Source organism: Apibacter sp. B2966 (assembly GCF_011082485.1).
Lineage (GTDB): Bacteria > Bacteroidota > Bacteroidia > Flavobacteriales > Weeksellaceae > Apibacter.
This window is the reverse complement of the sequence record NZ_CP049714.1, coordinates 2,139,969-2,161,865: the sequence shown is the minus strand read 5'-3', so window position 1 is coordinate 2,161,865 and position 21,897 is coordinate 2,139,969. Positions and strand designations below refer to the sequence as shown.

Sequence of the window (21,897 nt, the reverse complement as noted above, 5' to 3'; positions counted from 1 at the left end):
TTATATTTTTTCAAATCTGAAATTTTCTCCTAAATATACTTGACGAACTATCGGATCATTTGCTAATTCTTCGGGATATCCTTCCTTTAATATATTTCCTTCGAACATAACATAAGTTCTATTAGTGATAGCCAGAGTTTGCTGAACGTTATGGTCTGTTATTAAAATTCCTATATTTTTATTTACCAAAGAACGCACGACTTTTTGAATGTCTTCAACGGCAATAGGATCAACTCCTGCAAAGGGTTCATCCAGTAAAATAAATTTAGGATCGGTAGCTAGGCATCGGGCAATTTCGCAACGACGTCTTTCTCCTCCCGACAATAAATCTCCTCGGTTCTTACGAACGTGTTCTAAACCAAATTCTTCAATTAAAGAATCTGCTTTTATTTTTCTTTCTTTCTTCGAAAGTTTGGTCATCTCCAACACTCCCACAATATTATCTTCAACGGATAATTTCCTGAATATGGAAGCTTCTTGAGCCAAATACCCGATTCCTTTTTGGGCCCTTTTATACATGGCATCTTTGGTTATGTTAATCTTATCCAAAAATACATTTCCTTGAGTAGGCTTGATTAAGCCTACAATCATATAAAAAGAAGTGGTTTTTCCGGCTCCATTAGGCCCTAACAATCCTACTATTTCTCCTTGTTTTACATTTAATGAAACATCTTTAACTACTCGTTTGTTTCCGTATGTTTTTATTAAATGTTCTCCTCGTAATATCATAATATCAAAAGTAATTAAATTACTACGTTTTTTTCTATTACTCAATAAAATTTTTACAAATTATTTTTTTAAAATTATTCTAAAAGTAGTCCCTTTATTAATTTCGGTATTTTGAACGAAAATTTTACCGTAGTGATAATCTTCAATAATTCGTCTGGCCAGAGACAAGCCTAGCCCCCACCCTCTTTTTTTAGTTGTAAATCCGGGTTTGAATATTTTTTTCACATTTTTTGATTCAATGCCTGATCCTTCATCGGAAATATCTATAAAAATATTTTTTTTGTTATCGTGGATTTGCAATTTTATTTTTCCTTCTCCTTTCATGGCATCTGCTGAATTTTTAATGAGATTTTCGATAACCCAACTATATAAGATGTTATTTAAAGAAACATATACAGGATACTCCGGTGCTTGAAATTCAAACCCGATTTGTTTGGACATTCTTCTTTTCAAATACATAAATGCTTGTTCCGATATTTCCACAATATCTTCTTTTTTTAGTGAAGGAGTTGATCCTATTTTAGAAAATCTGTCGGTAATATTTTGCAGTCTGTGTACATCTTTTTCAATATTTATTATCGGTTTCTGATCAATTTCTTCTGTTTTTAATATTTCCAGCCATCCCATGATGGATGAAAGCGGCGTACCGATTTGATGTGCGGTTTCCTTAGCCATTCCTGCCCATAGTAAACTTTGCTCTGTTTTTTTTACGGTTTTAAAATACCAATAGGTGAACCAGACAAACAATGTTACTAATATAATTAGTACAAAGGGATAATAACCTAATTGTGTCAGCAGAACCGAGTTTTTATAATATACGTATTGATTTCCAAAAGGAAGTTTGATTAAAATGGGATAATAGGATTCTGCCATTTCGTGCAATTCTTCCTTTAATTTTAAGGTATCTGAAATAATTTTTTTACTTACATTTTTAGAATCGATGTAATTTCCTTTTTCATCTACTAAAATCACAGGTATGGTAGTGTTTTGCTCGATAAGCTGGACTAAAAAAAATTGTGTTTTAGGTGGAATGTCTGTTTCCGTGTTTAATAATTCCAACGTTTTGGCATAATTTGAAATTTTTACGGATTCTTCTTCTTTTAATTCTTCAACTTTGCTGTTAGAAAAGATTATAATAAACAGAGCTACTATAAGCGCCAATATATACCCAAACCAATTCCGTAATCTAACATTTTTAAAAAAGCTCATTTTCCGAATTTTATGAATTCATATATCAACGTATTTATGCAAACAAAAATTATTTGATTAAAACGGATAGTCGATAGCAAAATTAACTTGAGGTTTCAACAGATTGATATATTTAAAATACCATCGGTCATTTTCGTCTCTTCTTGGATCATGAAATCGATAAGCAAAATCAAAGCGAATGATAAAGTTACTTATATCCCAACGGATCCCCCATCCTCCTCCAATTCCCAGTTCTTTATAGAAGGAATTAAATTCAAATTTATTCAGTGAATTATTATTAATTCCCCAAACATTTCCTGCATCTACAAATAAAGCTCCTTCGAACCCTTTACTTGGTAAAGGAAACCTGTATTCTACCTGAGTCAACAATTTAAAATTATCGATCGCTATTAGTTCATAGCCGTCTTTTCCTCCTAATTTTGATGATCCCGGACCAAAACCAAAGGATTTCCAAGCTCGAACATCACTCGGTCCACCCACAGAGTAGCTTCGGTCAAAAGGCATACTAAAGGAATTTCCATAAGGTATTCCTATTCCGGTAAAAAGTCTCGCATTAAACGATTTTTTTCCGGAAAAAATCCAAAATTTTCTTAGATCCAAATCGAATTTCACATATTGTGAATAGGGAACTCCAAATATTTGTTTTATAGTTTTATTATTGGAAGTTGTAAAATCTTTGAGTGTTTTGTTAAATAAGGATTCCAGATTACCGGCTAATTCCACTTGTGCTTTTAAATAAAAAGGATGTTTACCCGGAAAATATCCTAATCGTTGATCGTAGGTAAAATCATATTTAAAAGAGGAGATTAATACATTCTGTGTGAAACGATAACGACGAAATTCCATTAAGTCGTAATCGTTAGCTAAACTTAAATGCGTAGTTCTTAAATAATCTTGAAAGTCTATATTATTCTGAATTTGAAACAGCAAATCATTATCGTTATGGTTTTTGTCGTACTCCTCTTTGGCGGAAGGATACTGTTGAAAATATAAATCGTAAACACTATTTCTTACTTTACTGTCTTGTGTATATATGTTGAAATAATTATTAGGATTTAAAAACTGCGTATATTGTAGATTCCATAATGTAATTTGGTGAACGGTAGTTCGGGTGGGATTGAAATTATAAAGTAATCCGGCATTATAACTTCTTTTATCCAAACCTATGTTATATTGTGCATTATATCCTAAAGAAATTGCCGATGAAGGCCCCCAGGCTTTAGGAATAATTCTTTTTGCGTTGAAAGGCAAAATAAGCTTAGGAAAGGATAAACTGGCCTGCGCTGATAGTTCCGATGCATTAAAAATTTTACTGTTATTTTTTTTGGTTTTAATATTTCCTAAGGATCCTCCAAAACTGACACTTAAATTTTCTGCTCCTCCAAAAAGATTTTTTACCGTAAAGGTAAGATTGGGAGTTATACCGAAATTGACAACACCTGAATTAAACGCTTCAAACCCTAATTCATAAGAATATTTATCCATGGGAGAAAGAATGATATTGGATATTAAGGTAGAATCTGAGTCTTTTTCAGGAACTGTATTAAACCCGAGGATGTTAAAATTATTTACTTTATATATATTTCGTCGAGTACGAGTCTCAGAGCTTAAATTATATGAATGCCCTTTTTCAATGGCTAGCATATCTGCCAATACTCTGTTTTTATATTTATTTCCTAAATGGTTAACAATGAAAGCAATGGTATCGTTAACCATCATTTTTGTTTTCCTACCGTCAACCCGTCTTACTATTTTTTTGGTAGTTACATAGAAACTTGAGTCTATAGTATTTTTACTTGTATCTCTATTTTCGTTATCTAAAAGTGAAATGTTTATTTTATTGTATTTAAATCTTTTGAATTTATGCACTAAAGTATCTTTCTTAAGAGTATCCGATCTAGTGGAATCAGTAACAGCTGTGGTAGTGGTAGAACTTCCTATTTGGCTTTTCTTGATTGATAATCTGACCGAAACATCATATACATTATTAGCCGTATCAACATAGTAAATAACTTCATCTTTAAGATCATTAAAACGATAATATCCCATATTTTTAAAACGGTTTTCCAAACGGGATATCTCATTCTCAATTACATAAGCATCTAATCGATCTCCTTTTTTAACATAGGAACCTCTACTGAATAGGTTGTATATAAATTCGTCTTTTGAAAGTTCATAAGTTTGAGACTTTTTTTTCTTCGCCTGTCTTGTTCGTTTTAAATAATGAGCATATAAATCATCTTTTATTTCATCGGCAATATCATAGGTGATCGTATCCATAATCATAGGACGTCCTAATTTTATGGAATACTGCACATGAGCTTTTTTACCGGAAGTAATTACACTGTCTTTTACAATGGACTTACGCCACCCTCTGTTTTTAAAATATTGTTGTATGTTTTTTGAAGAAGTTTTAGATAGTAAGGTATCAACTAATACAGGGGCTTCTCCATTATTATAAAAAAAACGATCAAACCATCTGGATTTGCCAACATAATTTTTTAAGTTATATTTTACATATAGAGAATCCAGTAATTTTTGATTTCTTTGTTTTTGACTAACGGAATAGTATTCTGCGTAGACGGAATCGAATGTAGGATTTGAGAAATCATACAGCCACAACCCTAATGGAATTATGAATAGTATTTTTTTATTAGATTTTTGCTTGACATAACTGTCCAATTCATCCTCAAATGGTTTCTTGTATTCGTTGATAATTTCTTTGCCTTTTTTATTCAAAAAGGGATTACCGTATGCATCCAAATAGGGTTTTCCTTTTTTATCTACATATTTATATTTATTATCAATAAATAAATGTCCATTTTTAGGTACTTTAGTTGTTCTACATGAAAAAATGAGAAACAGTTGAACAAAAATCAATATTTTTACTATAATATTGTATCCTAATTTCATTTTATGTTGTCTGCAAGTAAAATTAAACTTATTCAGTCGCTTTCAAAAAAAAAGTATAGACAAAAATATAACTTATTTGTTGTTGAGGGTATAAAAAGCATTAAAGAATTCTGCTTTTCGCAGTTTTCTGTAAAAAACATTTACAGTACGGTTCCCATTTCTTTTTTAGATGAAAATCAATATCAGATGATCAGTTTCGAAGAATTAAAAAAGATTAGTTTTCTAACCACCCCTCACGATGCATTAGCAGTATTGGAAATACCTCAAAACTCAAATAATTCATATAGCGGAATACAATTAGTATTGGATGAAATACAAGATCCGGGAAATCTGGGAACGATTATACGTCTTGCAGACTGGTATGGAATTAAACAGATTTTGTGCAGTAAAGGAACTACTGATGCCTATAATCCCAAAGCAGTTCAATCTGCAATGGGATCGTTAAGCAGAGTTAACGTTGTATACACAGACATCGCTGAAATATTGACAAATTCCAACATACCGGTTATGGGAACAGATATGAAAGGTGAAAATTTATATACAACGGATTTACCCGAAAATTTTTATGTGGTTATGGGTAATGAAGGAAATGGCGTTTCAGATGAAATAAAATCTCTGTGTACTCATACTCTAACAATCCCCAGATTCGGCTTAGAACAAAAAACAGAAAGTTTAAATGTCGCCATGTCTACCGGAATAATTTTAAGTGAATTCTACTCGAGAGCTGCAAAATTAAAAGGGAATATAAAATGAAATGGAATTCGTATATATCAAAAAAATATCGTAACAATACGGACATATTAAATGAAATAATAGAAAATTTTGATTCTTTAGGTGAGATTATATTTCAAGAACGGAACACTTTACGTAAAATACCTCATCCTGTACTGGGAAACGTAGCGGTAAAATCTTTTAAAAAGCCTCATCTTCTCAATCAACTTGTTTATGCTAATTTTAGAAAATCTAAAGCCCATCGTTCTTATATTCATGCTGAAATTTTAACTTCTAAGGATATAAACACACCGGAACCGATTGGTTTTTTTGAAGAGATTCATACTTTTAAAATCAAAAGATCTTTTTATTTTTCAAAGTATTCTGAGTATGATTTTACTTTTAGGGAACTCATTGAAAAAAGAAATAGTTTTGATGATTGGGAATTAATACTGAAAGAATTTGTTTCATTTGTTTTTTCTATTCATGAAAATCATATCTTATTTAAAGACCTTTCACCGGGAAATGTACTCATAAAAAATGATCAAGAAAAAAACGCATATTCTTTTTCATTAATCGATTTAAATCGGATGAGTTTTCAATCTTTATCTTTAGATCAAAGGCTTCAAAATTTTATTAGATTATCCTTAACGGATGAAATGATCCCTATCATTGCAAAAGAATATGCCAAATACAGCCATGAAAATGTTAATTTTATCAGGGAACAATTGCTTAAAAAAAATAATAAATTCATTGAAAAGAAGGAAAGAAAGAAAAAGATAAAGAAACTGTTGGGCAAAAATGTTTAGCATCTTTTAGTCCCGTTTTTATTTAAATTAACTTTACTATTAAAAATATTAAAAATTTTAAAGATTCAATTTTTTAAACTTTTTCATTTACAAGTAACAAAAAGATATATTAATGAAAATATATACGAAAAGAGGTGACGACGGAACTACGGGTTTGTATGGAGGAAAACGTGTATCTAAGAATTCCATTCGCGTTCAATCCTATGGCGAAATAGATGAATTAAATTCTTATATCGGTTTGCTAAGAAGTTATGGTTCTCTTAAAAATATTGATGAACAATTAAAAATTATACAAAATTTACTATTTACTATCGGTGCTGAATTAGCTACTCCTTCAGAAAAAATGTATTCTCCAAATGGAAAACCTAAAATATCTTGCTTACTTTCTGAAGAAAAAATAATTTTATTGGAGCAATGGATTGATGAAATAAGCGAAACCCTGCCTCCTTTAAAGCAATTTATTCTTCCGACAGGAAATGTATCTTCTTCTACTGCACATGTTGCAAGAACCGTATGCAGAAGATCAGAAAGAACTATAGTCACCTTAGGTGAAATTGAAGATATAAGACCCATAATTCAAAAATTTATAAATCGTTTGTCTGATTATTTGTTTGTTCTTGCGCGATATTTTGCACATTTAGCAAATGAAATTGAAGAACCTTGGAATCCCAATGAATAAAGCATTACTTTTTTTAAACGGAAAAAAACCTACAATTTTACCTGAAAATTTAGATTCATATTCCATTATTACGTGTACAGACGGGGCGTACAGCAGATATGTAAAAAATTTACCTTTTACAATTAATTATATTTCAGGAGATCTGGATAGTGTACAAGTATCGACTATCCCGTCGTCTATTCCAATTATTGAAACACCGGATCAAAACAAAACTGATTTTCATAAGGCTTTAGAATTATTGCTGGATAAAGGTATACATAATGTGGATGTTTACGGTGGCAGCGGAAGAGAAAACGATCATTTCATTGGAAACTTATCTACAGCACTTTTTTTTAAAAATAAACTCCGCATTACATTTTACGATGATTATTCAAAATTCTTTTTCTCGGGTAAATCAACTAAAATTAATGATGCAAAAGGTAAAACCATTTCCTTAATCCCTTTTTTTGAGACTAAAAATATTTGTACGAAAGGTTTACAATATCCCTTATCTAACGAAACTCTTATATTTCCGCAACGAATAGGTACGCGTAATGTGGCTGTAGAAAATGAAGTTGTTATAACCTACGGTGAGGGCGAACTGTTGATCTATATCAGCCGCTAAACTTTTTTGCTAAAAAAATTAGTTAAGTCTTGAGGTTTTAACGATATAGATGATAGAAACAACATCTAATAGCTAAATAATTCACGATTAACTAGTTAACCGTTATAATCATTATTAATGATTCTTTAAAAAGTTTATCTTTTATTTAAATAATATGGATATCTTATTTAAAAAGGTTTTCCTCCCGACATTTGTTTTGCCATTGCTTGCATCATCATCCTTCCTTGCGGTGTTTGCATCATCTTCATCATTTTGCTCATCTGTTCAAATTGTTTTAACAGTTGATTGATATCCTGTATGGATCTACCGCTTCCTTTAGCTATTCTATTCTTTCGAGATGTAGTTATAATAGCCGGATTTCTTCTTTCTTCAGGAGTCATGGAATAAATTAAAGCTTCAATATGCTTGAAAGCATCGTCATCGATATTAATATCTTTTAATGCTTTACCTGCACCCGGTATCATTCCAAGCAAATCTTTCATATTTCCCATTCTCTTAATCTGCTTAATTTGATTAAGGAAATCGTCGAATCCGAATTGATTTTTCGCTATCTTTTTCTGTAATTTACGAGCTTCTTCTTCGTCAAATTGTTCTTGGGCTCTTTCTACTAGTGATACCACATCTCCCATTCCTAAGATACGATCAGCCATACGCGAAGGATAGAAAATATCCAGCGCTTCCATTTTTTCTCCGGTGGAAATAAATTTAATTGGTTTTTCAACCACAGTACGTATAGTTAAAGCAGCACCTCCTCGGGTATCACCGTCTAATTTAGTTAATACTACCCCATCATAATTCAATACATCATTAAAAGCTTTGGCTGTATTTACCGCATCTTGTCCGGTCATGGAATCCACTACAAACAAAGTTTCATTTGGACTGACTTTTTGATGAACGTTTCTGATTTCATTCATCATACTTTCATCAATCGCCAAACGTCCTGCAGTATCTATTATAACAACATTAAATTTATTTTGTTTAGCATATTCTATGGCATGACCGGAAATATCAACCGGATTTTTACTTTCCGGTTCTGTGTATACTTCTACTCCAATTTGATCTCCTAAAACTTTTAATTGATCAATTGCAGCCGGACGATATACGTCACAGGCAACTAATAATACTTTTTTTTGTTTTTTAGTTTTAAGATAATTAGCTAATTTTCCCGAAAAGGTAGTTTTACCGGAACCTTGTAAACCCGCAATTAAGATAACGGTAGGATTCCCGGATAAATTTACTCCAACATTCTCTCCTCCCATTAGATCGGCCAACTCATCATGTACAATCTTCACCATTAGCTGACCCGGCGTAACGGAAGTAAGCACATTTTGACCTAAGGCTTTCTCCTGAATCCTTTTAGTCAAATCTTTGGCCACTTTATAACTAACGTCTGCATCCACTAAAGCTCTTCTTATTTCTTTGACGGTTTCAGCAACATTAATCTCCGTGATCTTTCCTCTCCCGCTGATGTTATGTAATGCCTTATCTAATTTATCTTGTAAATTCTGAAACATATTCGGTACTTATATACTATTATACTATTTATACTAACTGCAAAAATAGTAAAGTTTTACTTAATTTAAAAATATGTATTTCAGTAATTAGAAAGCGCCTTTCTTTGCTAAAAAAGTTTAAAAATGTATATTTGCTTTTATATTAAATTAAATAAAAAAGACATCGTGTTTATATACATGATTAAAAAATTTTCAAATTTTAGCTAACATGAATAAAATTTTAATTACAGGGCATCAAAATCCTGATACGGATACCATTACCTCTGCTATTTCATTTTCTTACTTACAAAATGCCTTAGGTAAAAATACAGAGGCAGTCGCTTTAGGTAACCCCAATGAAGAAACCCAATTTGCCCTGAATTATTTTAAGATACAAGCGCCTAGAGTTATTTCTAGAGCTTCCGATGAAACGAAAGAAATTATTTTGGTAGATCACAATGAATTCCAACAATCGGTTGCAGATATTGAAGAATTGACTATTTTAGCTGTAATAGATCACCATCGTATCGCTAATTTTCATACTTCCGTTCCTCTCTATTATCGCGCTGAACCTGTGGGATGTACTCAAACTATTATTTCAAAAATTTATAAAGAAAATTCCATTGAAATCCCCGCTGCTATCGCAGGTCTTATGGTATCAGGGATTATTTCCGATACGTTATTATTTAAATCTCCTACTTGCACACAAGAAGATGTACATGCAGCTCATGAATTAGCAAAAATTGCAGGTATTGAGGTTGAAAAATATGGGCTTGATCTTCTTAAAGCAGGAACCAATCTTTCCAACAAATCTGCCGAAGAATTACTATCTCTGGATGCTAAATCTTTCGAAGTAAACGGAAAAAAGGTACGGGTTGCTCAAGTTAACACAATTGATTATGATGATGTATTTTCTAATAAATCCAATATAGAGGCTGCTATAGCCGACCAAATTAATAAAGAAGGTTATGATCTTTTTTTACTTGTAGTGACTAATGTATTGGATAGTGATTCAAAAATTTTAGCTATGGGTAATGCTGCTCAGGCTTCAGAAAAGGCTTTTGGAATACAACTTGAAAACGGCGAAGCTTTCCTTAAAGGGGTGGTTTCCCGTAAAAAACAAATTATTCCACAAATAACTGAAGCATTATCCTAGATTCATCCATATTCTTAATTTTTTTAGAAGCCAAGCACTTTATTTAAAAGTGCTTGGTTTTTTCATTTTACAGTTAACACTAAAGGTTGTTAACTTATTTCAAAAAAAATATTTTACACTAATTCTTTCATACTTGACACTATTCCGTAGTGTAATGCTTCATGGGTATTGTTAAAATTTATCGCATCTTCAACGGAAGAAATCACAATGCCCATTTTTGTTTCAAATTCAGTATAAGATTCAAATCTTTTTTCATTAAAATCTTGTTCCAGTTGTTCAGCGGTGATAATTAGCTTACTTTTTAAGTAGTCAATTTCATCTTCTGTAATTACAAATCTGGGAAAAGTACCATTTTGATAGTTTTCAATCCAGTCATTGGTTATCAGCGGATTTAAACCTGACATTTTATAATGAAGAATTTGTTGAGAAACCAACGTATGGGCAACATTCCAAAAAATATTATTTTTAAATCCTTCAGGAATTTTCTGTAATTGCTCTAAACTTAAATCGTCAATCTCTTGTACTAAGGATTTACGGTATATTTTAAAAATTTCAAATTGTTTTTTCACCTCAAAAAGAATTTTAACAAAAGTATTAAAGTTATTTAACTAAACCAATGGCCCTAATCGTATCGGAATCTAAATTAGAAAAATCATTTATTATTTGATCCGCAGTAGACAAATCTTGATCACCGGAGGCTTCACTTTTATAACCTATACAAAATATACCGGCCCTATTGGCGGCAATAACGCCATTAGTCGAATCTTCAATGACAATACAGTTTTCTTTTGGTTGTCCTGATAATTTTACAGCTTCTAAAAATATAGCAGGATCGGGTTTTGATTTTGGAAAATCTTCTCCACTCACAATATGTTTAAAATAAGGAAACAATCCAAAACGATCAAAAATTTTAGTTAAGGTTACACGAGCCGAAGAAGTAGCCAAAAGTAATTGAAAATTATCTTTATATAAACTTTCGATAAGATTTCTTACACCCGGCAATAAATCTAGATCTTCATCTTCTTGAAAAATTTTATTAAAAATATTTCTTTTTTGTTGAACCAATTCCTCAACCTCTTGTTTCAAACCATATTTTTGTTTCAAATTTTGATATAAATTACGGGTAGATAATCCTCTGAACGTATCATATTCTTCCTGAGATATATCCAATCCTATAGAATGAAAATGTTTTTTAAATGACAATTCATGAATAGGCTCAGTATCTACTATTACCCCATCCATATCAAAAATAACTGTGTTTATCATAAGTTTATTTTATCTACGATTGCAGTGTAGGTTTTAATTCTGATATTTTTTAATTATTCTCAATAAAATTTGATTTATTTAAAAAATTGTGAATTTAAAGGCTCAAATTTAAGAAATATTGTTTCTACTATGTAGCCTTTACTAATATTCTAAATTTGGGATGAACATCTACTTTATATAAATTAATTGTAAAATTTTACATTATCTATGAATTTTTATTTTTTTAAAATTTTTAACTCATGAAATTAACACAAATATCCTGTATAATTATCTAAATTTGATATTTAAATTTATATATATGAAAGCGTGTATTATCGTTATTGGAGATGAAATTCTTTCCGGAAGAACTCTGGATACCAATTCTAATTTCATTGCTAAAAAACTAGATCTTACAGGGATTTCGGTTACAGAAATTTCGACAATCTCCGACAACCCCGATTCTATAGTGACTAAATTAAAAGAAGCCTTCGCATCTGACACTAATTTTATAATAACAACCGGGGGACTGGGACCTACTAAAGATGATAAAACCAAACAAACTTTAGCAGAGTTCTTATCTGATCAATTAGTTATTAATCAACCTGCTTTGGATTACATCACTCAGTTGTACTGTACAAATGGTCGAACGATGAATGATTTAACCCGCAAACAAGCTCTTGTACCTTCACATTCGGAAGTTATAATTAATAGATATGGTACAGCTCCTATCTTGTGGACAAAAAAATCAAATAAGATTTTAATCAACCTTCCGGGTGTTCCCTATGAGACCCAAGCTATGTTTGAAGAATTTATTATTCCGAAAATAAAAAAAGAATTTAACCTTCCCTTTATTGTAAGGCGTTCTGTTATTGTTGTAGATTATCTTGAAAGCGAGTTAGCCATAACGCTAACGGATTGGGAAAACAATTTGCCTGATTTTGTGTCTTTGTCTTACTTGCCTTCGGGGGCTAGGATTGAACTTAGATTGAGTGCAAAGGGAACTGATAAAAAACTACTTGAAAAAACAATTACTAAAGAAATAAAAAAACTATCTCAAATTTTACATGAGAAATTGCTCTCAACTACTACTACCAATATAATTGAAATTATTGCCGATTTTTTTTCAAAAAATAATCTTACTTTATCCGTCGCTGAAAGTATTACCGGTGGAAACATATCTCATAAAATCACTTCCTTAGCGGGAAGTTCTGTTTATTATAAAGGAGGAATAACTGCTTATAGCTCTTTAATTAAGGAGAGCGTTTTAAAAATACCCGAACCTTTTATTCATACTCATAAAGTGGTTAGTGAAGAAGTAGCTAAAGAAATGGCAATTCAGTGTGCAAAGTTATTTAATTCAGATGTTGCAATATCTACTACAGGCGTTGCCGGTCCAAGTTCTGATGAATTTAACGATCCGGTAGGTTTAGCTTATATAGGTTTATATGTTCATGGAAACACCTATGTAAAAAAATATTATTATCCTCATGTAACGAGAGATGAAATGATTACTCGAATAACTAACAAAGCATTGGAATATATTTATTTTGAAATGATTGAAAACAAATAAAAGTTGACCTACGCATTTGGTATAATTTTAGATTTTACGTAGAGATAACAAATCATCAGATTATGAAAAAAAGAAAATTAGGTCCGACTGATCTTGAGGTTTATCCATTTGCTTTTGGGGGCAATGTATTTGGTTGGACTGCCAATGAAAACACTTCTTTTGAATTATTAGATCAATATACCGAATTAGGATTTAACTTTATTGATACCGCAGATGTATATTCTGCATGGGTTCCCGGCAATAAAGGCGGAGAATCAGAAACCATCATTGGAAAATGGATGCATCAAAAAGGATCTAGAGATAAACTTGTTATTGCAACTAAAGTAGGGGGAGAAATTGACAGTACACATAAAGGGTTGAAAAAATCATATATTCTTTCAGAAGTTGAAGAATCACTAAAACGTCTTCAAACCGATTATATAGATTTATATTTTACTCATTTTGATGATCCCGATACTCCCATAGAAGAAGTATTGGACGCCTATCAGCAATTAATAAAAGAGGGTAAAATACGTTACATAGGGGTTTCCAATATGTCTCCTGAGAGAATTGTAAAATCATTGGAAATAAGTAAATCTAATAATCTACCTTCTTATTCCATTTTACAGCCTGAATATAATCTGTATGATCGACAACCGTATGAAAAGGATTACGAACCAATTGCCGAAAAATACCAATTAGGTGTCATGACTTACTATTCTTTGGCAAGTGGTTTTCTAACCGGTAAATATCATTCGGAAGCGGATTTAAATAAAAGTAAAAGAGGTGACAGCTTAAAGAAATATTTAAACGACAGAGGCTTACGAATTATAAAAACTTTAGAGGATGTTGCCGCACGAAATACAGCTACCCCGGCTCAGGTTGCTATCGCATGGATCATTCAAAGACCGAGTATTACTACTCCTATAGCCAGTGCTTCTAAATTGGGACAATTGGATATATTAAAAGCGGTAGACCTAAATTTATCTCAAGATGATATTAATGATTTGGACATTGCCAGTAAGGTAACTTCATAACGACAAGCGTTCAAATAATATAAAAAAAAGTATTCATCCTCTTGAATACTTTTTTTCCTTTTATAAGATAATTTAATTAATATAATCTGTTTTTATAATATAAATATAAAATTTTTCTGTCTTTTAAGCAGGTGATGAAATTTGATTTTATTTTTTCTCTGATATTATTTATTATCTTTGCAAAAAATTTTATTCAATTTCATGGAATTATACTACTCATTTTCAATCCTTATTATTTTAGCTGCTATTTTTTCATACATTAATGTAAGGTTTTTAAAATTCCCTTCTACCATCGGAATAATGATCATTGCGTTAATTATGTCAATAATTTTAGTTCTTTTAGGTAGTTTAACCTCTAAACCTTTAAATGATATTGCCTCATTAATTAAAGAATTTGATTTTACCGAAATTTTGATGGGGTGTATGTTAAATTTCCTGCTATTTGCCGGAGCTATACATATCAATATGTCGGATCTAAAGGAACAAAGGCTTCCTGTTATAATATTTTCTACTTTAGGAGTTATAATATCTGCCATCGTTGTGGGCGTAGGCCTTTATTATACATCCAATTATCTTCTTCCTCTTATAAATGTACATACAGAAATTCCTTTAATATATTGTTTACTTTTTGGTGCTTTAATTTCTCCGACAGATCCGATTGCGGTATTGAGTATATTAAAACAAGCCAATGTTTCTAAGTCTTTAGAAACAAAAATTGCAGGTGAATCTCTTCTTAATGACGGGGTAGCTGTGGTATTGTTTGCCGTATTAGCTAATCTTGCTTATAATCCCGTAGTAGTTGCCACCGGACGAATGGATTTATCATTTGCCCATATTTTTGATTTATTTCTTAGAGAAGCGGTAGGCGGATTGTTATTAGGGGCGGCTCTTGGATATCTCGCTGCTTATGCGATACGAACTTCACATGATTATAAAGTTTCGGTTTTGATTACCCTAGCGGTAGTTATGGGAGGATATCTTATTGCAAGTTCTTTGCATACGTCTGCTCCTCTTGCTATGGTGGGTGCGGGATTGATAATAGGAGAATCCAGACGAAGATTGGGTACTAGTAAAAAAGCAGTGTGGGTACTTTCTGGGAATTAATCGATGAGGTTATGAATGCAATTTTATTCCTTTTTATGGGATTCCAACTTTTACTTATCGACGATCTAATTCATTACTGGCTACTAGGTATTATATGCATTATAATTGTTTTATTCGCTAGATTTATTTCTATTAAAATTCCAACAATGATTATTCCTTTTAAGGAAAAATTCAGCAAAGGAACTATTGCCGTTTTAGTATGGGGTGGCTTACGCGGCGGGGTCTCCATCGCATTGGCTCTTTCAGTTCCTGAGAGTGACTATAAAGAAACTATTATAGCCGTTACTTATGTGGTGGTGGTTTTCTCAATTTTAGTTCAAGGATTGACTGTTGGAAAAGTAGCAAAAGACATTCAGTAAATTACTGCATCGTAACTATTTTCAAATAGTATTAAAAATAATGATAGTATCTGCAATAATCAATACATGCAGATACTATTTTCGTTTTAATACCGATTTAATTTCTATTGGTACTTCAATTTTGTTCAATTTATAAATTGCTGCAACTTCACTTTTTATACTTATTTTTAACATACGCCAATTTAAATGGAGTATATTAAAATACAACTATGGTTTACTTATTAAATGATAAGGTAATGGCATATTTATTGTTTAAATCATAAAGAACTACAAGATTATTACACTTCCTTCGAAATTGAAATAATAGTAAACTCTAAAAAATTTTATAAATGGAAGGAATGGGTATTTTATGGTCTATAATTATTGGAATTATAGCCGGTTTTATTGCAGGTAGAATTATGCGAGGCAGTGGATTTGGAATGTTAGTTAATTTGCTTGTTGGATTAGTAGGAAGTATATTGGGGGGTTGGATCTATAGTTTGTTGGGCTTTTCCAGTGGAGGTAAATTAGGTATGTTACTAATGTCTGTAATTGGTTCTGTGGTCCTTCTATGGATAATATCATTATTTAGAACAAAAAAACCTTATTAAATTATAATATGTTATGAAAAAAGTATTATTGGGTACAATCTTGGGTGCTGCTCTAGGTTATGTTGCCAGAAAAATGCAAGAAGATGGATTTCTAGATCAAGTTTCTGATGAGATAAGTAAATTTACATCCAAAACCAAAAAAAATTTTAGCAATATAGTGGATGTTGGTAAAAATGAGGCTGAGTATTTAAAAGATCGAGCAAAAAAATACGGAGAAAAAGGAGAAAGCTTTATACACGATGAGTAATAAGAGTAAGCATTAATCAGTAAGTAATAAATTGAATACATGTAAATAGCAGCTAATTAGCTGCTATTTTGTTTACCTGTCGAAATATTCTATATTTACATTTTAAATAGTATACTATTAATTTTACTACCTTTATATTGTATGCTTTTTTACTTCATTTTAGATTTAAAATATTCATAATTAAGATAAATAAAATATGAAAGTAACAGGTACACCTATTGAATTAGGTACTGAAAATATTGGAAAACTTTTAAAACAATATGCTATTCCTGCTATTATAGCCATGATTGCTTCCTCTCTCTATAATATTACGGACAGCATTTTTATAGGACATGGTGTAGGACCTTTAGCTATTTCCGGATTAGCCATTACTTTTCCTCTTATGAACCTTGCTGCAGCTTTTGGCTCGTTAGTTGGTGCAGGTGCTGCTACCTTACTTTCCGTTCGTTTGGGACAAAAAGATTATACCACAGCCAACAGCATTTTAGGTAATGTGTTCATCATGAACTTATTTATAGGTATTTCGTTTACCATTATTTCCTTATTGTTTTTAGATCCGATATTATATTTTTTCGGTGCGAGTGAAAAAACCCTTCCCTATGCTCATGATTTTATGGTTATTATACTTTCAGGTAATGTAATCACTCATATGTATCTTGGATTAAATTCTATGTTACGTTCTTCCGGAAAACCAAGACAGTCCATGTATGCGACCATATTTACCGTACTTATAAATTTAGTTTTAAATCCTTTATTCATTTTCGTTTTTAATTGGGGTATTCGTGGGAGCGCCATTGCTACGGTTATTTCTCAAACTTCAGTATTAATTTGGCAGATTTATCTGTTTTGCGATAAAAATAATTTTATCCATATACAGAAAGGAATTTTTAAATTAAACAAATATATAGTTAAAGATTCTCTATCTATTGGTATGTCGCCGTTTTTAATGAACGCAGCTGCCTCGGTGATTGTTATAATTATTAACCAGGGCCTTTTAAAATATGGTGGAGATCTTGCCGTTGGTGCTTACGGAATTGTAAATAGGATTGCGTTTTTATTTGTAACCATAGTATTGGGATTAAATCAAGGTATGCAACCTATAGCCGGTTATAATTTTGGAGCAAAACTTTATCCCAGAGTAACACAGGTTTTAAAAAAAACAATTTTAGGAGCTACTCTGGTCATGTGTACCGGCTTCCTTGTGGTTGAATCTGTGCCTCATGCGGTTGCTTCTATTTTTACAACCGATAAAGAGTTAATTGATATTGCATCCTTAGGATTGCGCATGGTATTTATTTGTTATCCGATTGTAGGTTTTCAAATTGTTACTTCTACCTTTTTCCAAAGTATCGGAATGGCTCAAAAAGCTATAATTTTATCTCTCACTCGCCAAATACTATTTTTAATTCCTTTTTTACTAATTCTACCTAAATTTTTCGGCATTGCAGGAATATGGTTGAGTATGCCTTTAGCTGATTTTTTCGCTACTATTTTGGCTGCCATTATGCTTTATAAGCAATACAAAGAATTTAATAGATATAATCCTGAAAACTAATATAAGTACGTTATGAAAGATAAATATTTTATTACCATTGGCAGACAGTTAGGAAGCGGTGGCAGACAAATCGGGAGAAAATTGGCTGATTTATTGGACATTTCATATTACGACAAAGAGATTATTAATCTGGCTTCAATTGAGAGCGGTTTAAATGCTGATATTTTTGAGCAAGCAGATGAAAAAAATTGTTATAGTTTTTTTGATAATTTTTTTGGTATGCAATTATCTAAAAACTATTTAGGAAACGAAAATTTATTTGAAATACAAAGTAAAATAATTAAAGAAGAAGCCCTTAAAGGTTCTGCTCTTTTTGTGGGTCGTTGCTCCGATTATATTTTGCGTGAATATGAGAGAAGGATAGACATATTTATTACAGCTAATAAAGAAGATAGAATTCGGAGAACATCTCAAAGAAAAAATATTTCTTTAAAAGAAGCAGAAGAATTAAACGTAAAAATAGATAAAAAGAGAAAAGAGTATTATAACTTTTTTAATAAGAAAAGTTGGGGGCATGCCAGTTCTTATCATCTTTGCATCAATTCATCCGTTTTAGGGATTGATAAAAGTGTACTTCTTATTAAAAGTTTTGTAGAGCAAAAATTTGCACTTTAGTTGTTATTTATAAAGAATATACAAGCTAAAAATCTTACTTATTTTTAGAAATAACAAGGAACAATTATTGTTATAAATCTTGTGAATCTATTTTACTTTTTAAACTTTACTGCCAGAGAATTTATGAAAAAAATATCGTGGATGTATTTTCAACTATTAAAAGACAGTAGAGAATAATGAAAAATTATCTTGATTATGACAAAAGTATTATATTTGAAAAAAAATAAGATTACTATATGAAATTGCTTGAAGGAAAAACCGCGATTATTACCGGAGCAACCCGAGGTATTGGAAAAGGAATTGCTGAAGTATTTGCTCAAAACGGAGCAAATATAGCTTTTACTTATGCATCTTCAGTAGCTAAAGCAGAAGAGCTGGAAAAAGAATTAGGTTCTTTAACTAAAATAAGAGGATTTCAATCAGACGCTTCAGATTTTGATTCTGCTCAGAAACTTGCCGATGATGTTATAAAAGAATTCGGGCAAATTGACATTGTGGTTAATAATGCAGGTATCACTAAAGATAACCTTATATTAAGAATGAGTAAAGAGGATTGGGATGAAGTGATTCGCATCAATTTGGATTCGGTATTCAATCTTACCAAAGCAATCATAAAACCGATGATGAAGCAAAAAAAGGGTTCGATTATCAATATGAGTTCTGTAGTTGGAGTTAAAGGTAATGCAGGTCAAGCAAATTATGCTGCTTCTAAAGCAGGAATTATTGGATTTTCTAAATCCATAGCATTGGAATTAGGATCAAGAAATATTCGATGCAATGTGGTTGCTCCCGGATTTATTGAAACTGAAATGACTGAAGCTTTGGATGAAAAAACCATTCAAGAATGGAGAAATAATATTCCTTTGAAAAGAGGAGGAACCCCTGAAGATATTGCTAATGCATGTTTATATCTTGCCAGTGATTTATCAAGCTATGTAACCGGACATGTACTCAATGTCAACGGTGGAATGCTTACTTATTAAAAAATATGGATTAAAGCACGATAAACAAGAGATTAAATTTTTTTAATCTCTTTCTTTTTTAACTTTAAAAACTATGTATAGTAATAAATTATCAGTTCAACTAATTGGAGAAGTTTTATATCGATACGGAATTACGGATATCATATTATCTCCGGGATCTAGAAATGCACCTTTAACCATACATTTTACTAATCATCAAGAATATACTTGTTACAGCATAGTGGATGAGCGATCAGCAGCATTTTTTGCGTTAGGAATGGCTCAATCAAAGAAAAAACCGGTGGCCATCTGTTGCACCAGCGGCACAGCATCCGCTAATTATTATCCGGCAATTATAGAAGCTTTTTACCAAAATATACCTATAGTCGTACTTACTGCTGATCGACCGGAAAATTATGTTGATATTTTTGACGGTCAGACTATAAGACAAAAAAATATGTATAGCAATCATATTTATGGATCTTATCAATTGTCTGAATCAGAAAGTGAAGAATCAATTACACAAAATTTTCTAGATTTAAAAAAAGCATTGAATACTTGTGTTTTAAAATCAGGACCGATTCATATCAATATTCCCTTTTCAGAACCTTTATATGAGCAAACAGATCAAATTGAAATTTCATTTGAAAAACTTACTCTTCCTGTAAAAAATTACAATTCAGATAAATACAAACCCTTGTTTTCTACTTGGAACAACTTTTCTAAAAAGATGATTCTTGTTGGAATGCAACAACCCAATTCGGAATTAAATCAATTACTCGAAAAATTAGCTGAGAGGGAAGATACGATTATTCTTACTGAAGTTACTTCAAATCTAAATTCTTCAAAATTTTATCCCAATATTGACCGTTATATGTTTCCTTTTGGTGAAGAAACGCTAGATGATTATAAACCGGAATTACTTCTTACCATTGGTCAAAATATTGTTTCAAAAAAAATTAAAGATTTTTTACGAAAATCTAAGTTGAAGGCCCATTGGCATTTAGATGAATATTGGCATCCTGATACTTATTTTTCTTTAACTGAAAAAATTGAAGAAAATCCGGTCATTTTTTTAAAAGAATTAGTGAAAGTTCCTCCCGTTGCTTCTTCGTATTCTTTACTATGGAAACAACTTAAAGATGAGCGACAACTAAGTCATAATGATTTTATTAAAAACTTAACATTTTCCGATTTACGTGTTATAAAAACTTTGGATGAAAAAATACCTGATTCATATAATCTGCAAATTTCTAACAGTTCTATGATCAGATATGCTCAGTTATTCAATTTTAACTCTAAAAATAAGATATTTTGCAATCGCGGTGCCAGTGGCATTGACGGGGCAACTTCAACGGCCGTTGGTTTCGCCGTTGCAGATACTCACCCTACTCTTTTGATCACCGGTGATATTGGTTTTTTTTATGATTCTAATGCTCTATGGAATAAATATATTCCTAATACATTTAGGATTATACTTGTAAATAATGGTGGTGGCGATATTTTTAAAATTATTCCCGGTCCCGATTCTTCCAATTCTTTAGAGGAATATTTTGTTACCCGACATAATCGTACTGCTCGATTGATGGCTCAAGAATATAATTTTGAATATATTCAAGCTCATAATCAAGAAGAACTGTTAAAACAATTAGATTCTTTTTTTCTTTGCTCGAAAAAACCTAAATTATTGGAAATTAATACTATTAATCAACCCAATTCACAAATTTTACGTGAATATTTCAAATATTTAAATCAGGAATAAAAACATGAGAATTAATTTATTCACCCCTATGAGGGAAGAAAATCAAAAAATTTTAGATGCTTTAAAGGTTTTTTCTAAATTAAAACATTCTTATGAGGTTATTATAACCGGTATAGGTCGTGAAAAAATTGCTAAATCCATGATTACTAAACCAAAGTCTGATTTAGATGTTTTAGTAGGATTTACAGCTATTACCGGAATTGAGAAAACGATGCCTAAAGAGCTACAAAAAGGAAGTTTAGTTGAAGTGGTGGCTTCTTCGTTATACGGATATTCAGGAGAAATATTTGAAAATGGAAAATTAATACTTTCCTCATCTCATACTCATTTTCCTAAACTAAGTTCCCTCACCTCCGATAAGTTTGTTACGACTTCCAATATTCCGATCGGAACATTGATTAATATGGAAGATTATACTTTTATGTATTTGAAAAGACCACAGGATTTTATCCTGCGTATTATCTCTGATTTTTTACCTCATCAGGAAGAAATTGATTTTTTTAAAATTATTGAAGAAATTAGTTTTTCTTCGGTAATTGAGTTTTTGGAAGGATTGAATTAATTTAGGA

Annotated in this window: 20 protein-coding genes and 1 pseudogene; 15 read left to right on the top strand and 6 right to left on the bottom strand. The window is 31.4% G+C overall.

All coding sequences use genetic code 11. The features are described from left to right. From lptB to G8C43_RS09250, 3 genes are read right to left on the bottom strand one after another with little or no spacing between them, the layout of a single operon-like run. On the bottom strand, window positions 1–729 hold the full coding sequence (lptB, locus tag G8C43_RS09260; protein WP_166005603.1) for an LPS export ABC transporter ATP-binding protein: 729 nt from the start codon (window positions 727–729) through the stop codon (window positions 1–3). 60 nt (window positions 730–789) lie between these two features. Next, complete coding sequence (locus G8C43_RS09255) at window positions 790–1,938, bottom strand: sensor histidine kinase (RefSeq protein WP_166005602.1); 1,149 nt, start codon at window positions 1,936–1,938, stop codon at window positions 790–792. Window positions 1,939–1,995: 57 nt separating this feature from the next. Then, the gene (locus G8C43_RS09250) at window positions 1,996–4,851 is read right to left on the bottom strand and encodes a BamA/TamA family outer membrane protein (RefSeq protein ID WP_166005601.1); all 2,856 of its coding nucleotides are present in this window, start codon (window positions 4,849–4,851) and stop codon (window positions 1,996–1,998) included. A gap of 3 nt (window positions 4,852–4,854) precedes the next feature. Here G8C43_RS09250 and G8C43_RS09245 point away from each other — a divergent pair, with 3 nt between their 5' ends. The 4 genes from G8C43_RS09245 to G8C43_RS09230 all read left to right on the top strand — a co-directional run bounded on the left by G8C43_RS09245 (window position 4,855) and on the right by G8C43_RS09230 (window position 7,654). Continuing rightward, window positions 4,855–5,604, top strand: a complete 750-nt coding sequence (locus G8C43_RS09245) for an RNA methyltransferase (protein WP_166005600.1) — start codon at window positions 4,855–4,857, stop codon at window positions 5,602–5,604. Continuing rightward, the gene (locus G8C43_RS09240) at window positions 5,601–6,371 is read left to right on the top strand and encodes a Kdo domain containing protein (RefSeq protein ID WP_166005599.1); all 771 of its coding nucleotides are present in this window, start codon (window positions 5,601–5,603) and stop codon (window positions 6,369–6,371) included. The genes G8C43_RS09245 and G8C43_RS09240 overlap by 4 nt, the downstream gene beginning before the upstream one ends. A gap of 112 nt (window positions 6,372–6,483) precedes the next feature. Continuing rightward, the gene (locus G8C43_RS09235; RefSeq protein ID WP_166005598.1) at window positions 6,484–7,050 is read left to right on the top strand and encodes a cob(I)yrinic acid a,c-diamide adenosyltransferase; all 567 of its coding nucleotides are present in this window, start codon (window positions 6,484–6,486) and stop codon (window positions 7,048–7,050) included. After that, window positions 7,043–7,654, top strand: coding sequence for a thiamine diphosphokinase (locus tag G8C43_RS09230; protein ID WP_166005597.1), 612 nt, complete (start codon window positions 7,043–7,045; stop codon window positions 7,652–7,654). Before G8C43_RS09235 ends, G8C43_RS09230 begins: the two co-directional genes overlap by 8 nt. Window positions 7,655–7,821: 167 nt before the next feature. Here G8C43_RS09230 and ffh read toward each other — a convergent pair whose 3' ends face one another. Beyond that, entirely contained in the window at window positions 7,822–9,168 is a 1,347-nt protein-coding gene (gene ffh / locus G8C43_RS09225) for a signal recognition particle protein (RefSeq protein ID WP_160557323.1), read from the bottom strand. 208 nt (window positions 9,169–9,376) lie between these two features. On the opposite strand from ffh, the gene G8C43_RS09220 reads away from it, so the two are divergent. Then, entirely contained in the window at window positions 9,377–10,303 is a 927-nt protein-coding gene (locus G8C43_RS09220) for a manganese-dependent inorganic pyrophosphatase (RefSeq protein WP_166005596.1), read from the top strand. A 113-nt stretch (window positions 10,304–10,416) separates the two neighbouring features. On the opposite strand, the gene G8C43_RS09215 is transcribed toward G8C43_RS09220, so the two are convergent. Together G8C43_RS09215 and G8C43_RS09210 are read right to left on the bottom strand one after the other, a co-directional pair. After that, a complete protein-coding gene (locus G8C43_RS09215) occupies window positions 10,417–10,872 on the bottom strand; it encodes a DinB family protein (RefSeq protein WP_166005595.1) in 456 nt (151 codons plus the stop codon). Window positions 10,873–10,903: 31 nt separating this feature from the next. Next, complete coding sequence (locus G8C43_RS09210; RefSeq protein WP_160542606.1) at window positions 10,904–11,569, bottom strand: HAD family hydrolase; 666 nt, start codon at window positions 11,567–11,569, stop codon at window positions 10,904–10,906. 298 nt (window positions 11,570–11,867) lie between these two features. Between G8C43_RS09210 and G8C43_RS09205 the strand changes: the two genes are divergently transcribed. From G8C43_RS09205 to G8C43_RS09160, 10 genes and pseudogenes are all read left to right on the top strand, one after another. Next, window positions 11,868–13,118 (top strand): CinA family nicotinamide mononucleotide deamidase-related protein, encoded by a 1,251-nt coding sequence (locus G8C43_RS09205; RefSeq protein WP_166005594.1) that lies wholly within the window; start codon window positions 11,868–11,870, stop codon window positions 13,116–13,118. 62 nt (window positions 13,119–13,180) lie between these two features. Further along, window positions 13,181–14,134 (top strand): aldo/keto reductase, encoded by a 954-nt coding sequence (locus G8C43_RS09200; protein ID WP_166005593.1) that lies wholly within the window; start codon window positions 13,181–13,183, stop codon window positions 14,132–14,134. 201 nt (window positions 14,135–14,335) lie between these two features. After that, a pseudogene (locus G8C43_RS09195) lies at window positions 14,336–15,597 on the top strand (cation:proton antiporter). Window positions 15,598–15,926: 329 nt separating this feature from the next. Continuing rightward, window positions 15,927–16,187 (top strand): GlsB/YeaQ/YmgE family stress response membrane protein, encoded by a 261-nt coding sequence (locus G8C43_RS09190; RefSeq protein ID WP_220234011.1) that lies wholly within the window; start codon window positions 15,927–15,929, stop codon window positions 16,185–16,187. A gap of 13 nt (window positions 16,188–16,200) precedes the next feature. Continuing rightward, window positions 16,201–16,434 (top strand): hypothetical protein, encoded by a 234-nt coding sequence (locus G8C43_RS09185; protein ID WP_166005592.1) that lies wholly within the window; start codon window positions 16,201–16,203, stop codon window positions 16,432–16,434. Window positions 16,435–16,630: 196 nt separating this feature from the next. Then, window positions 16,631–17,989, top strand: a complete 1,359-nt coding sequence (locus G8C43_RS09180; RefSeq protein ID WP_160542610.1) for an MATE family efflux transporter — start codon at window positions 16,631–16,633, stop codon at window positions 17,987–17,989. Between the two features lie 12 nt (window positions 17,990–18,001). Next, complete coding sequence (locus tag G8C43_RS09175) at window positions 18,002–18,604, top strand: AAA family ATPase (protein WP_160542611.1); 603 nt, start codon at window positions 18,002–18,004, stop codon at window positions 18,602–18,604. A gap of 236 nt (window positions 18,605–18,840) precedes the next feature. Further along, entirely contained in the window at window positions 18,841–19,587 is a 747-nt protein-coding gene (gene fabG / locus G8C43_RS09170; RefSeq protein ID WP_166005591.1) for a 3-oxoacyl-[acyl-carrier-protein] reductase, read from the top strand. 73 nt (window positions 19,588–19,660) lie between these two features. Beyond that, window positions 19,661–21,328 carry a 2-succinyl-5-enolpyruvyl-6-hydroxy-3-cyclohexene-1-carboxylic-acid synthase gene (gene menD, locus G8C43_RS09165; protein ID WP_166005590.1) on the top strand — a complete coding sequence of 556 codons (1,668 nt, stop codon included), beginning with the start codon at window positions 19,661–19,663 and terminating at the stop codon, window positions 21,326–21,328. 4 nt (window positions 21,329–21,332) lie between these two features. Then, on the top strand, window positions 21,333–21,890 hold the full coding sequence (locus tag G8C43_RS09160; RefSeq protein WP_255490364.1) for a hypothetical protein: 558 nt from the start codon (window positions 21,333–21,335) through the stop codon (window positions 21,888–21,890). Window positions 21,891–21,897: the final 7 nt, after the last annotated feature.